This is a genomic window from Desulforapulum autotrophicum HRM2, from assembly GCF_000020365.1.
GTDB lineage: Bacteria > Desulfobacterota > Desulfobacteria > Desulfobacterales > Desulfobacteraceae > Desulforapulum > Desulforapulum autotrophicum.
Genome location: NC_012108.1, coordinates 5,029,142 through 5,041,771, shown reverse-complemented (window position 1 = coordinate 5,041,771; position 12,630 = coordinate 5,029,142). Strand labels below are relative to the sequence as shown.

The following is a 12,630-nucleotide window of genomic DNA, read 5'->3' as shown; positions in this document are numbered from 1 at the left end:
CACAAATTGGCTGTAAAATCAACGACAAATCAAAGGTGGATACGGTGTAAACCCTTATTGTGTTGAACAGGGGATAAAGGTGATGTACAATACATAAAAGATGAAGGCTGATATTACAGGAAAAGGAGTTTTTTATGAAAACATCGCAGAGAACATTGAAATTTAGCCAGGCATTGATTTTTTTCGCAGCAGTCGTTGCACTCTGTTTAACCGGGTGTGCCTCCAGTAGATCCGGTCAAGTTTATTCCCGGGACCAGGCAAGGCAGGTCCAGACCGTTGAAACCGGAACCGTTGAATCTGTAAGGGAAGTGCTGATCGAAGGCACAAAAACCCCCATTGGCGGTGCTGCAGGTGCTGTGACCGGTGGTGTCCTGGGCAGTACTGTAGGCGGCGGCAGTGGCAGAACAGTGGCCACTGTTATTGGTGCCCTTGCCGGAGCTGCAGCAGGAGCCGTTGCAGAAGAAGGAATCACCCGGAAACAGGGCCTTGAAATCGTGGTGAACAAAGACAACGGTCAGACCATTGTTGTGGTCCAGGAAGCCGATGTCGCGATACTGGCCGGGGACAGGGTGAGGGTTATTACGGCTGCCGATGGCACAACACGGGTTTCCAGGTAATTTAATCTATTTTGTCTATCCCTGACTGTGGAGCCATTCCACACATTTTCTGATCACCTGGTCGTGCACATCCCTGTCTGTCCTTGGATCTGATTTGGGCAGAATGAACGAGTGATCGCCTCCTTCAATGATTTCAAGTGCCCTGGGAGCACAGAGGCGTTCTAAAACAGTGGCCAGCAGGTCGAGGTCGCAGAACGGATCCCTTGTGCCTTCAAAAAAAAGCATGGGGGTTTTGATGTTGTAGAGGTGGGCATCCCTGGGGCTGTCCTTTCTGCCCGGGGCGTGGAGGGGATAGCCGAGAAATATCAGGCGATCGGGATGAATATCGCCGTTTGCCGCAGCCGTTGAGGCGATTCTGGCGCCTAATGATTTGCCAACGGCAACCAGGGTGGTAAGTGAGTTGTCTGTTTTTTGTGCAAGAAAATCAACGGCACTTTTCCAGGCTTGGATCAGTTTATGTTCGGGATCGGCAGAGCGCCGTCCCTTTTCCCGGTAGGGGAAATTAAACCTCAGGGTTGTGAATCCCTGGGCCGTAAGCCCCTCAGCCACATCTTTAATGGTGGGGTGGTTCATGTCATTGGCCATGCCGTGGGCAAAGACAAGGCCCGTTCGGGTGTTGGCATTGGCGGTGACGGGGGTGGCAAGTATGCCGGAGACGGATTCATCGTCATTGACGGGGATGGAAATGGTTTCAATGTTCATGCCTTTCTCCTTATGTTAGGCTGTGACTGGAATTATTGGTTTTTTCTTTGGCTGTGTCAATGACCTTGCCATGAAAAAACAAATAGTGGTAAGCTGTCCACCAAATCAAAAAAAACCGGATTTGCCGGGATCGCAGGTAAAACGTTGGTATGGGACGTTTCTCTGTTTGTTCCAGGGCAGTTTCAAGGATTTTCATGAAGGGAGGCAAAAAAATGAGGTTCAGGCCATGTATTGATTTGCGTAACGGTAAGGTGGTTCAGATTGTGGGGGGGACCCTGACCCGCAAAAAGGGAAAAGCGCCTGTCACCAATTTTGAGAGTATAAAATCTTCACGGGACTATGCGGAGATTTACAAGCTGGACAACCTGACAGGCGGTCATGTGATTGCCCTTGGACCTGGAAACCAGGAAGCAATGATTGATGCCGTGTCAGCCTATCCGGGCGGGCTCCAGGCCGGAGGAGGCATTACGCCTGACAATGCCCTTCGATTCCTCGATGCCGGTGCAAGCCATGTCATCGTCACCTCCTATGTGTTTTCAGCGGGCAAGGTGGACATGGAGCGATTAAAACTGCTTGTGAAAACCGTTGGAAAAGAACGGCTGGTGCTGGATCTGAGCTGCAGAAAACGCGGGGACGATTTCTGGATCGTAACCGATCGCTGGCAGACCTTTACCGATGTAACCGTCAATCCCGAAACCCTGGCCCGCCTGTCCGGCTTCTGTGACGAATTTCTTGTCCATGGGGTGGATGTGGAGGGAAGGATGCGGGGCATCCAGACCGAACTTGTGGAACTGCTTGGTAAACACGCTCCCATACCCGTCACCTATGCCGGTGGCGTCAGCACCATGGCGGACATTGACACGGTGGAACGCCTGGGCCAGGGCCGGGTGGATTTCACCATCGGCAGTGCCCTGGATATCTTTGGCGGTACCTTGCCCTATGCGGCAGTAATAAAAAAAATGGAGAATTCAGCAAAATAATGAACCCGGATCGCATGGATACCCTGGGCAGTTCCCTTGTCCAGCACGGCAAACAAAATGACCGAGTTTACCTCATGAAACTCAACCCGGATGACAGGGAGCAGATCATTGACACCCTGGACGACCTGGCAAAGGAGGAGGACTATTCCAAGATCTTTGCCAAGGTTCCGGCATCTATGGAAGAGATTTTCCTTGGGGATGATTACACGGTGGAGGCAAGGGTAAAGGGGCTTTTTAATGCAGATGAGGACGGCCTGTTCATGGGTAAATTTCTGACCCGGGACCGGGCCGTGGTCGATAACGGACAAACCATTGCCCAGGTCCTTGATCTGGCCCGGTTAAAAGCCGATGATGATAGAAAGCCTGCCCCGGGGTTCCAGGTCCAACCCATGGAAACAACCCATGCCGAAACCATGGCCGAACTGTACAGTCAGGTTTTTGATTCCTACCCCTTTCCTATTTTTGATCCTGATTTCATCAAAGAGACCATGGAATCCCATGTGCACTACTTTGGCGTTTTCCAGGGCGCTGAACTTGTGGCCCTGTCATCGGCCGAGACGGATATGACGGCGTTGAATGCCGAGATGACTGATTTTGCAACCCTTCCCCACGTCCGTGGCCAGGGCCTTGCGGACCTGCTCCTGGATACCATGGGCAGGGCTGTCGCTGACATGGGTGTACAAACGGCCTACACCATTGCCAGGGCAACCTCCCACGGCATGAACATCGCCTTTTCCAGGGCCGGTTACCGGTTTGCCGGAACCCTTGTGAACAACACCAATATTTCAGGGGGCCTTGAGAGCATGAACGTCTGGTGGCAGGATCTCAGCTGTTTGTGAACTCGGGCTCGTACCCGACCGTGAACGCGTCCGTGGTTGTGTTGCCAAGGGACAGAAAGTGGCGGTTGTTTTTGTCAAAGGGGCACAGGGGCGTGGCACACTGCCTGAACCCGAACCGTTGGTAAAATTCGGGATTGCCAAGGACAAAAAGGGGGCTTTCTTTGATCTGTTTCTGGCGCAGGGCAAATTTGACAAGCTCGCTGCCGATTCCCTGGCGCTGAAATTCAGGGGCCACGGCAAGGGGGGCAAGGTGAAGGCCGCATATTTGCTCACCCTTGTAGGCGTTTGAAAAGGCAATATAGGCAATGACCTTGTTCACATGGATGCAGACCCATTCATGGATGGGTGTCTGGTTTGCATGGAAATTTTCCACCAGTTTTTTTTCAAATTGGCTTTTGGGAAAGGCGGAACTGAGCAGGCCCGATACCTTGCTGAAGTTTTCTGTGGTGGGTTTTCGTATTTTCATCGTTCTCCTTTGTTCGGGTCAGGCATAAATTCCTTCCCTATATCAGGATTCTCTTGCTTCGACAATAATACATTCTGGGAACTCGTTCGGGTTATACCATTCCCCAGATGCTTAATTTTGGCAGGTGATGGAACGAGGGTGGGGCATTGTCCGTGATAGCTGCTGCAGCACCCATGCCGCTTTCAATGGCTGCCGCAATGCCCTCGCCCATGTCCAGGGTGGCAAGTCCTGCTGCATCCCCTGTCACAAGGGCGTTTCCGATTCTGGGATACAGTCGGGACTGCCTGAGAAAATAGGTGTGGCCCCTGGGATGGGGCGGGGCATAGGGCAAGATCGAAAGGTCCAGCAGGGTTTTTGTGAAACTTTGCCAGTGGTCCATGATGGTCCGGCCCTGGTGTTTGAGTTTGACCGCTTTTCCGCCAATGCCCACGTTCACGTACCCACCCTGCTTGGGCAGGTACCAGGCGTAGCCCGGGACCCTGTCGTGGAAAAACCAGATATGGCATCGTCTGTCACGGGTGTTGCAGCGGTACTCGGCTTCAACGGCTGTGATCAGGCCTTTTTTTGATCTGGGGTGGTCGTTGTTGAAAAAGGTTTTCTGGACCGGGCAGTGGGTACCGCCTGCACCGATGAGATAATTACAGGTGAATGTATCGTCAATGGTGTATTGCCCGTTTTTTCGGGTTATTTGTTTCACCCGGTGGGGGTATACTTTTACCCCGCTTCTTTTTACCATCCAGTGGTCAAATTCGTAGCGACGGATGGCATACTGGTGGGTCTTGACGGCCATGGTTCGTCCCAAGAGATGGAAAAAAAGCCGGTCAAACCCTGCGATGGTGTGGGGGTAGCCCTGGGGTGAAAGATCCAGAAGGTCAAGCACCCTGGGGGTGATCCAGCCGGCACACACCTTGGTCCTTGGGAATAGGGCTTTTTCTAGGATCAAGGTGTGGACAGACCGTTGTTTAAGTTCAAAGGCTGCAGCTGTTCCGGCAGGGCCTGCGCCCACTACAATGACTTCAGCGTGGATCACGGCTGCTCCTTAGGAAATCCGGGTGTCTGGGCAGGGCCTGCCCGGCTTGGTCAGGACCATTTGCCACACCTGCATGCTTCTTGCGCGAAAGCCGCCTGCCGAGCTCAGCAGGTAGTATTTCCACATGCGGTAAAAAGCGTCCGAGTAGTTTTGTTTGAGTTCAGGCCAGGTGCGGACAAAGTTGTCGTGCCAGGCCATCAGTGTTTTGTCGTAATCTTCGCCGAAGTTATGCCAGTCCTCCATGACAAAAAGGCCTTCCATGGCCTTTGACAGCTGGGCCATGGACGGCAGCATGCCGTTTGGAAAAATGTACTTTGTAGTCCATGGATTGCAGGTGATGTTGCTCACGTTGCTGCCAATGGTGTGGATAAAGACGATGCCGTCCGCCTTGACCAGCTGGTTGGCAAGCTTCATATAGGTTCGGTAGTTTTTGCACCCCACATGCTCCATCAGACCAATGGAGACGACCCGGTCAAAACTTCCTGTGGCCTTGCGGTAATCTTCCAGGTGGATGGTAATGGGCAGGTCCTTGCAGTATTGCCTTGCAAATTTTGCCTGTTCCTTTGAAACGGTGTAGCCGGTTACCTTGACCCTGTAATTTTCGGCTGCAAATCGTGCAAACCCGCCAAATCCGCAGCCCAGTTCAATGACCTCCATTCCCGGCTCAAGGGCAAGCTTCCTGCAGATAAGGTCAAGCTTTGCCCGCTGGGCCTCTTCAAGGGTATCCGCATCCTTATAATAGCCGCAGGAGTACTGCATTCTTTTGTCGAGCATTCGCTCATAGAGGTCATTGCCGATGTCGTAGTGGATTTCGCCAACCCTGAATGCCAGCCCCGGGCGCTGGAGATTGAATGCCGCAGCTTTGAGTACTTGCAGAGCCGTGGCCCAGTCTTTTTTTAAATGCTCCCGAAGGTTTGTCTGCAGGATCTTTGTGATGAACTGGTCAAGGGCCGTGCAGTCCCACCATTTTTCCATGTAGGATTCGCCCAGCCCCAGGTTCTGCTGTGTCAGGACCCTGCGGTAAAATCCGTCGTTGTGTATTCTTGGATCAAAGGGGCGATCTCCGTTGATGGTGATGCCCGCATACTGCATCAATCGTGCAAAAGTCTTTTTCTCATCATTTCCCATTGGGATACCTCCTTTTGATGAATTTAAAGTTACAGCAACCGGGAAATGAATGTCAACCCATTCTCGAGGTTATAGAGTATTTCTATTTGCCTTGTGTCTTTGATCACAAATATCAATTAGAGTTTACAGAAAAAATGTGCCATTAACCTGATTGTAAATGAGTCATGAGTCAAAACAAGCGATTTTGTCTTTTAATCCATAGTTGGAGGTGATCTGGAAATGGTTAAAAATGTTTTTGCCACCCGGTGGGGAATCATCGGTGTTGGCGCCTTTATCGGCATTGCAGCAGCCTTGCTGCAAAAATTTGGAAATCCTGGGAACATGGGTATCTGTGTGGCCTGTTTTGAGCGTGATATCGCAGGGGCCATGGGGTTTCACAGGGCAGGGGTGGTTCAATATATCCGTCCTGAAATCATCGGGTTTGTCCTGGGTTCCCTGGTTGCGGCCCTCAGCTTTAACGAATTTCGGCCAAGGTGCGGGTCAGCGCCCGTTGTACGGTTTATCCTTGGCATGATCGCCATGATCGGCGCTCTGGTATTCCTGGGATGTCCCTGGCGGGCCGTGCTTCGCATTGCCGGTGGAGACTGGAACGCGGTTGTCGGTCTTCTGGGCCTTGCTGCCGGTATCTGGATCGGGGTGCAGTTCCTGAAAAACGGCTACACCCTTGGACGGACCCAGCCAAGCCCCAGGGCCGCAGGCTTCACCCTGCCCCTTGTCATGGTCGGCCTGCTTGTCCTCATGATCATCTATCCCTTTGTGGAGGGCCAGGCCAAAACCGGAGTACTCTTTTACAGCCTCAAGGGACCGGGTGCCATGCATGCACCCCTTTTGATCTCCCTTGGTATTGCCCTGGTGGTTGGATTTATTGCCCAGAGAAGCCGGTTCTGCACCATGGGAGCCCTCCGGGACCTGATTCTGTTCAAGCAGGTGCATCTGTTCTCCGGGTTCATGGCCTTGCTTGTATTCGCCCTGGGAACCAACCTTGTTGTCGGTCAGTTTCATCCGGGTTTTGAGGGTCAACCCGTGGCCCACACAATGCACATCTGGAACTTTGCCGGCATGCTGGTTGCAGGGCTTGCCTTTGCCCTTGCAGGCGGATGTCCCGGACGTCAGCTTTTCCTTGCAGGTGAAGGCGACGGGGATGCGGCCGTGTTTGTGTTTGGCATGATTGCAGGAGCTGCTGTTGCCCACAATTTCGGACTTGCAAGTTCACCCAAGGGCGTCGGCCCCCACGGCATTGCAGGCGTGTTTATAGGGTTGGCGATTTGTCTTTTTATCGGTTTTTTCATGGGTAAAAAAGTCCAGAAGCGTTAACCAGAAGCGTTAAGAGGAGAGTTACGATGAGTGTTACCATAGATGCCAGGGGGCTTTCGTGTCCCCAACCGGTCCTGATGACCATGGATGAAATCAAGGGCGGATCAGAAAAGGAAATCAAAGTCCTGGTGGACAGCGAAGCTTCAAAGGAAAATGTCTCAAGGGCCGCCGTAAGCCAGGGATGTAAGGTTGTGGATATCGCCCAGGATGGGGAGGAATACACCATCTCGCTTGCCAGGGACTGATGGGATAAAGATGGGACGAGCCGGAATGTACCTGCCATGTTGATTCGCCGTTTTCTCAATCGGTTTAAACGGCAGGAGTCGCCACAGGACCGGGATGATCTGGGGATACTGGGGATACTTGTGTTTGAGAACACGAGCGAGGTGATCCAGGCCGAACGGGTGTTAAAGAACGGGGGATGGCCCATCCGGGTAATGGGGCCGCCGCCGGGAATCCAGAGCGGATGCGATCTTGTCATTGAGTTCCCGCTGATGGAAGAACTCCATCTTACGCGCCTGCTCACGGATGCGGGGATTCCTCCCCTTGAAGTGGTTCCGGTGAATGATCCGCTTTTAAAACCGGTGGATCTATTCCATACCAAGGATTTTGGTCGGTATCTCATGGTCAGGGCCGCCAACATGAAACTCACCGTGGACAAGGAGACGCTTGTCATCGTCAATGTTTCCGGGGGTGGATGCCCGGACGTTCCCTACCTTGCCGGTCTCATGGTGGGCCAGACCCTCAGCAATACCCCCAGACCCGGCATCATGGGCCATACCCTGTGCGGCTATGCCCTGAAACTTGCCCTTGAGGAGATCGAGCGACAATGCTTGCCATAGTTGGAACCGTTCCCGATGACTCCTTTCCCCTGGTGTCAGGCGAGGTGAGGTTAAAGGGGGATACCCTTGAAATTCAAGGCCTTGATGTGGCCGTTAACCGGGGAACCCCGGCCCTAGTGGCTGCGGTCCTCAAGGCCTGCGAAGTCCTGGATGATTGCGAGGTCACAGGATTTCTGGTGGGGGATATCGGGCTTGGCAAGGGCAGCCGAAGGCTCTACAGCCATCTTGTGGAGCACCTTCCGGCCATGGCGATTCACACCCTGGCCTTTCACTATCTTCAGCCCGACGTGGACTGGCACAACCGGATTGTTTTTGCCGTGGAAGCCATGGCGAAAAAACCGTTGATGATTGCCGATGCCGGTTTCATGTATGCGGCCAAAATGAGTGGCCAGGCCGGTTTTTATGATCTCTTTACCCCGGATGCAGGAGAGCTTGCCTTTCTTGCCGATGAGACCGCCCCCCATCCCTTTTATACCCGGGGGTTCATTCTCCATGACGAAAACAGGGCCGAAGACCTCATCCAGCGGGCCTATCTCCACAATAACGGTGCAACCCATCTCCTTGTAAAGGGAAAAATTGACCATGTGGCCAATGGGGCGGGCATTCTATCAACCGTGGACTTCCCGGCCGTTGAGGCCATGGAGGCCATGGGCGGGACCGGGGATACCCTCACGGGCATTGTAACGGCCCTGGTGGCAAGTGGCATGGCCATTCCCTTGGCCGCTGAAATTGCAGCAAAGACAAACCGCCTTGCCGGATTTTATGCCAACCCCACCCCAGCCTCGTCCATCGTTGAGGTGATACACCAGATCCCACGGGCACTTACCGAGGTGTTAGCCGCCATTCCTCATGCTTTTGACAAACCGACTCCATGACCGTGATTTGCAAATATTTGGATGGTGACGATCTGCAGACAAGATATCTTTTCATTACGGACAGGGCAACATCCGGTAGCTTATCCCACCGTTTTCCATGGAAAGCCGTTCAGAGAAAAATTATTTTTTAAAAATTGGGTTTTTCCCTGATTGCTTTTTTTTTCATCCTTATATAAGAAGTAATGTGTCAATAAAATGGATTAAATTTCAATTGTCTATACCTGCGAAAAATGTAACCCACGGGGCGGAGCTATAGAACCTGCTCTATAAATCCAAGGGGCTTTTTGTTTCCTTAATGGTTCTTGAATGGACGGTATGGGTATAAATCATTGTGGTTCGAACATCACTGTGCCCTAAAAGTTCCTGAATGGTACGAATATCATAATTTGCCTGTAGCAGATGGCTTGCAAAACAGTGGCTGAGAAAATCCAAACGTTTGGATTTTCAAAGCCACTGCTTCGCAACCCATTTACTGGAACAGGGCACTCAGACAGTCATCCTTCAGAAGATGTTCGGCCATAAATCCATCAGGACAACCGCCCGTTATATTCACATCAGTAATGATGCCATATCCAAAGTCGTCAGTCCTGCCGATGCGGTGCTCCAATGATCGCTGAGCGCTGCGATCAAAGCAGCAGACCCAAACACGAAATAGCAGATATCTTCAGGCAGGCAGGGCATCTCTTTCTGGAAAAATTCAACGCCTCACACGAACAGATAAAAGTAATGAACCGGATTATCGTCTGTCGGACAGCGGCCCTGGGAGGCCATATTGATTTTTGTTCCAACTGCGATCACCATCAAAACGCCTATAATTCCTGCCGGAACAGGCATTGTCCCAAGTGCCAGACCATGACCAAAGAACGCTGGCTGATGAACCGTCAATCAGAACTCTTGCCGGCCACCTATTACCACCTTGTATTCACGCTGCCCCACGATCTGAACCCGGTCATTCTGTGCAATATGAGACCTTTGTTGGATCTTTTGTTCTCCTCGGTTAATCTGACCATTAAACAATTTGCCGCCGATCCCCAATGGCGGCTCCAGGGCAGGCCAGGATTTATCGGCGTGCTTCACACCTGGAGCCAGACCATTCTGGATCATTTTCATCTTCATTGCCTTGTACCCGGCGGCGTACTGTCAGACGACCGAACAACCTGGACACCTTCCAAAAAAACTACCTTTTTAAAACGCGATCCCTGGTTAATGCATTCAAGGGGATCTATATCAAAGGCCTAAAGGAATTATACGAAGCCGGAGAGCTCAAGTTTCCTGGCAATACTGATAAATATGGAACATCAGCCGGATTCAACAGCCTGATCAAAACCATCCGGAAAAAGAAATGGTCCGGCTATGCCAAATCCCCCTGCTCAGGCCCTGGGAAAGTTCTTGAGTACCTGGGCAGATATACGCATCGTGTGGCCATTTCCAATCACAGAATTAAATCCTTTGAAAATGACAAAGTCGTGTTTACCTGGAAAGATCGGGCACAGAACAATGCCCTCAAAGAAATGACCCTTGATGCAGTTGAATTCATCAGAAGATTCCTGCTCCATGTTCTGCCCAAAGGATTCAAAAAAATCCGGCACTTTGGATTTTTGTCCCCCCGGTATAAGGCACAGAACATACTCCTGATAAGTCAGTTGGCCCAGAATGGTACGGAAGACAAAGCTGATCCCAGTCTTGATGAGGAATCCCTGGAAGAAATGATGCAAAGACTCACCGGTGTTAATATCAGGAAATGTCCTAAATGCGGTAAAGGACGCCTGGTAAGGCTTTATGAATTATTACCGGAGTATGTTGACTATATTTTACCCTCTCGAAAGGAGGTTGCCTGGGATACCTCTTGAATATAATCTTTAATTTGAAACAATTTACGGCAAGTAAAATGGCAGCAGGCCATCCCGGTGAGGTGCGTTTAAAAACAGGCAGCATTGTTCCTGGTTTGGCCTTCATATCAAAGCAAAATAATATGCGACAAACAACAGGTAACAATTTAAGACATTTCCTCAAAAAAAACATCATATTACCCTTGCGCAGTCAGAAGACAGGCGATATAAACCCCATAGTTGAAATAAGAACTTCTGGCCCAGATCCGCGGCATTGTTCAACAACATTTTATCACTAATCCCGCCTCACGGAACGACCGGTTCAGTTTTTCAGAAAGATTGCATCAAGTATAAACATCATGGGCTCGTCTGAGGCGGGACTATTGATAAAACGCTTTTAGTTGGGAAAAAACAAAAGTAAAAAGGGGGCGTTGTTGACTTGAAAATATGGGAGTTAAAAAAATGTGGTCATCGGTGTCCGGAGTGGCGGTCATGCAAGCTTGTCGGAGATCAAATCGAATCTAATACCGGCAGAGAATTTCCTGTAACCTGTCCTTTGAAAGATCATCCTGATTGGAATATGACTGAACAGATACTTGAAGCTCAAGATAATACCTTCACAAATATCCGCTTTTTAGAAGCCATAAAAGATAATATCGTGGCTGGGATAAACGGAGATCCAGAAGCCTTTAATCATGCGCTCGGCATGACCAAGAACCTGATAAATGAACTTGAAGAGAAGTATGAAAATTTAAAGGTTACTGAAGCTAAACGCCGTGCGGTTGATTAGCGGCTTTAGCAACAAAAAAAATATGGTAAACAATTCTTTAAAAAATAATGCAGATATCTATTAGCAATCCAATGGTGAGAGAGGCTGTTTTCCTTGCATATAAAGGTATCTGCTTTTATACAGGCAGGCCGATAAAGCGTGAAGAAATGGTTATTGACCACCTTCATCCGGTTTCTAAAGGTGGTGAAGACTCGTTTCATAATTATGTACTAACGTTTCAAGATTTCAATTTAGGAAAAAGCAACAAAACTGATTCTGACCTTATTCCGCGACTCCAATATGCTATAGAAACTGTTTATGCACCGAGAGCAATTAAAATTTATAAAAAATTAAAAAAGCTGCGAAAATCAAAACCATCACGAAAACCAAACAATTTAACCCACATAAAAAGACTTGATTTATTCTGGGCTGATGATGGTGCAATCGAAGTGTTAACAAGTTCAAAGTTAGTTACAAATGAAAATATTTACGAAATTTTGAAATCCCTTGATAGATTTCTTGAAATTGCAAGGAGGGATGATTCAGATTTTTGTTTTGATGTCTGGTTAACATCAGAATTTGGAAAGCAATTAAGAGGAATATGGTACCAAGTAGCAGGAAAGTATTTTCGCCTTGTTAGAAAAACTAAATATTATGACTCAAACTCGCCAGACAAATGGGCTTGGGTGTATTTCTCACAAGAATATCTGAATTTTTTGGAATGGATAGAGGAAGAATCTCAATATCTTGAGTCACTTTGGGAAAATGAAGATGAAACCGAGCATAAAAAGCTAATTAATGAATTCTGCTTAAAATATCCACCTCCAGAAAAGTATAAAGATCAAATATTGAACTGATATTTTAAAATTTTACGGTTACCTTTATGGATGATGAAAAAATTACTTATTCCGATTGGTCCTTCACAAATGAAATCGAAATTGAATATTCGAAAAAAGACATTTGTCAGTTGTGCGGACACAAGGGGTTGAAATATAAACATTATATGTTTTTGACTCTTAGTCTGAAAAAATTCTAACAACGAACATGCTAACGGGCAAGCCGTAGATGTTCAAGGCTGGACGAAGCCCTACGGGCGGACGGGAGAGGCAAAAAGTTACTTTACACCAAGGGAAAATATCGTGCCAGTCTCACCCGGCAAATCGGGTTCGACCAACAAATAAGTTGAAGACAGACCTCATGATTTTTTTGGTCTCGTGGAGGCTGCTTAACTTAACGTTT

General features: G+C 49.4%; 16 protein-coding genes and 1 pseudogene. 12 read left to right on the top strand and 5 right to left on the bottom strand.

Annotated elements, in window-relative coordinates; genetic code table 11:
- Positions 1-134 precede the first annotated feature (134 nt).
- Entirely contained in the window at positions 135-617 is a 483-nt protein-coding gene (locus tag HRM2_RS22140; protein WP_015906261.1) for an outer membrane lipoprotein, read from the top strand.
- A gap of 15 nt (positions 618-632) precedes the next feature.
- Here HRM2_RS22140 and HRM2_RS22135 read toward each other — a convergent pair whose 3' ends face one another.
- Positions 633-1,319 carry an alpha/beta hydrolase family protein gene (locus HRM2_RS22135; protein WP_015906260.1) on the bottom strand — a complete coding sequence of 229 codons (687 nt, stop codon included), beginning with the start codon at positions 1,317-1,319 and terminating at the stop codon, positions 633-635.
- 212 nt (positions 1,320-1,531) lie between these two features.
- Between HRM2_RS22135 and hisA the strand changes: the two genes are divergently transcribed.
- Complete coding sequence (gene hisA / locus HRM2_RS22125) at positions 1,532-2,299, top strand: phosphoribosylformimino-5-aminoimidazole carboxamide ribotide isomerase (protein WP_041274244.1); 768 nt, start codon at positions 1,532-1,534, stop codon at positions 2,297-2,299.
- Positions 2,299-3,138 (top strand): putative beta-lysine N-acetyltransferase, encoded by an 840-nt coding sequence (gene ablB / locus HRM2_RS22120; RefSeq protein WP_015906258.1) that lies wholly within the window; start codon positions 2,299-2,301, stop codon positions 3,136-3,138. The genes hisA and ablB overlap by 1 nt, the downstream gene beginning before the upstream one ends.
- Here the strand turns inward: ablB and HRM2_RS22115 are convergent.
- The 3 genes from HRM2_RS22115 to cfa form a co-directional block, all read right to left on the bottom strand.
- A complete protein-coding gene (locus HRM2_RS22115) occupies positions 3,125-3,604 on the bottom strand; it encodes a GNAT family N-acetyltransferase (protein ID WP_015906257.1) in 480 nt (159 codons plus the stop codon). The two genes, ablB and HRM2_RS22115, sit on opposite strands and share 14 nt — an antisense overlap.
- A 91-nt stretch (positions 3,605-3,695) precedes the next feature.
- Positions 3,696-4,634, bottom strand: a complete 939-nt coding sequence (locus tag HRM2_RS22110) for an NAD(P)/FAD-dependent oxidoreductase (RefSeq protein WP_015906256.1) — start codon at positions 4,632-4,634, stop codon at positions 3,696-3,698.
- Positions 4,635-4,643: 9 nt separating this feature from the next.
- Complete coding sequence (cfa, locus tag HRM2_RS22105) at positions 4,644-5,762, bottom strand: cyclopropane fatty acyl phospholipid synthase (protein ID WP_015906255.1); 1,119 nt, start codon at positions 5,760-5,762, stop codon at positions 4,644-4,646.
- A gap of 219 nt (positions 5,763-5,981) precedes the next feature.
- Here cfa and yedE point away from each other — a divergent pair, with 219 nt between their 5' ends.
- The 4 genes from yedE to HRM2_RS22085 are packed head-to-tail and all read left to right on the top strand — an operon-like array spanning position 5,982 to position 8,793.
- Complete coding sequence (yedE, locus tag HRM2_RS22100; RefSeq protein ID WP_015906254.1) at positions 5,982-7,076, top strand: YedE family putative selenium transporter; 1,095 nt, start codon at positions 5,982-5,984, stop codon at positions 7,074-7,076.
- A gap of 26 nt (positions 7,077-7,102) precedes the next feature.
- Positions 7,103-7,321: a sulfurtransferase TusA family protein gene (locus HRM2_RS22095; protein WP_015906253.1), complete on the top strand. Its 219-nt coding sequence runs from the start codon at positions 7,103-7,105 to the stop codon at positions 7,319-7,321.
- A gap of 36 nt (positions 7,322-7,357) precedes the next feature.
- On the top strand, positions 7,358-7,918 hold the full coding sequence (locus HRM2_RS22090) for a DUF3343 domain-containing protein (protein WP_015906252.1): 561 nt from the start codon (positions 7,358-7,360) through the stop codon (positions 7,916-7,918).
- Complete coding sequence (locus HRM2_RS22085) at positions 7,906-8,793, top strand: NAD(P)H-hydrate dehydratase (protein ID WP_015906251.1); 888 nt, start codon at positions 7,906-7,908, stop codon at positions 8,791-8,793. Before HRM2_RS22090 ends, HRM2_RS22085 begins: the two co-directional genes overlap by 13 nt.
- A gap of 264 nt (positions 8,794-9,057) precedes the next feature.
- Here HRM2_RS22085 and HRM2_RS26300 read toward each other — a convergent pair whose 3' ends face one another.
- Positions 9,058-9,225 (bottom strand): tyrosine-type recombinase/integrase, encoded by a 168-nt coding sequence (locus HRM2_RS26300; protein WP_015906250.1) that lies wholly within the window; start codon positions 9,223-9,225, stop codon positions 9,058-9,060.
- Between the two features lie 4 nt (positions 9,226-9,229).
- On the opposite strand from HRM2_RS26300, the gene HRM2_RS28400 reads away from it, so the two are divergent.
- The 5 genes and pseudogenes from HRM2_RS28400 (at position 9,230) to HRM2_RS22065 (ending at position 12,248) form a co-directional block, all read left to right on the top strand.
- A complete protein-coding gene (locus HRM2_RS28400; protein ID WP_015906249.1) occupies positions 9,230-9,403 on the top strand; it encodes a tyrosine-type recombinase/integrase in 174 nt (57 codons plus the stop codon).
- Positions 9,400-10,643 (top strand): annotated as a pseudogene (locus HRM2_RS28395) (IS91 family transposase). The gene HRM2_RS28400 and the pseudogene HRM2_RS28395 overlap by 4 nt, the downstream one beginning before the upstream one ends.
- Positions 10,644-10,657: 14 nt before the next feature.
- Positions 10,658-10,921: a hypothetical protein gene (locus tag HRM2_RS22075; protein WP_232364121.1), complete on the top strand. Its 264-nt coding sequence runs from the start codon at positions 10,658-10,660 to the stop codon at positions 10,919-10,921.
- A 140-nt stretch (positions 10,922-11,061) separates the two neighbouring features.
- Positions 11,062-11,412, top strand: a complete 351-nt coding sequence (locus tag HRM2_RS22070) for a hypothetical protein (RefSeq protein ID WP_015906246.1) — start codon at positions 11,062-11,064, stop codon at positions 11,410-11,412.
- A gap of 47 nt (positions 11,413-11,459) precedes the next feature.
- Positions 11,460-12,248: an HNH endonuclease gene (locus HRM2_RS22065; RefSeq protein WP_015906245.1), complete on the top strand. Its 789-nt coding sequence runs from the start codon at positions 11,460-11,462 to the stop codon at positions 12,246-12,248.
- Positions 12,249-12,630 lie beyond the last annotated feature (382 nt).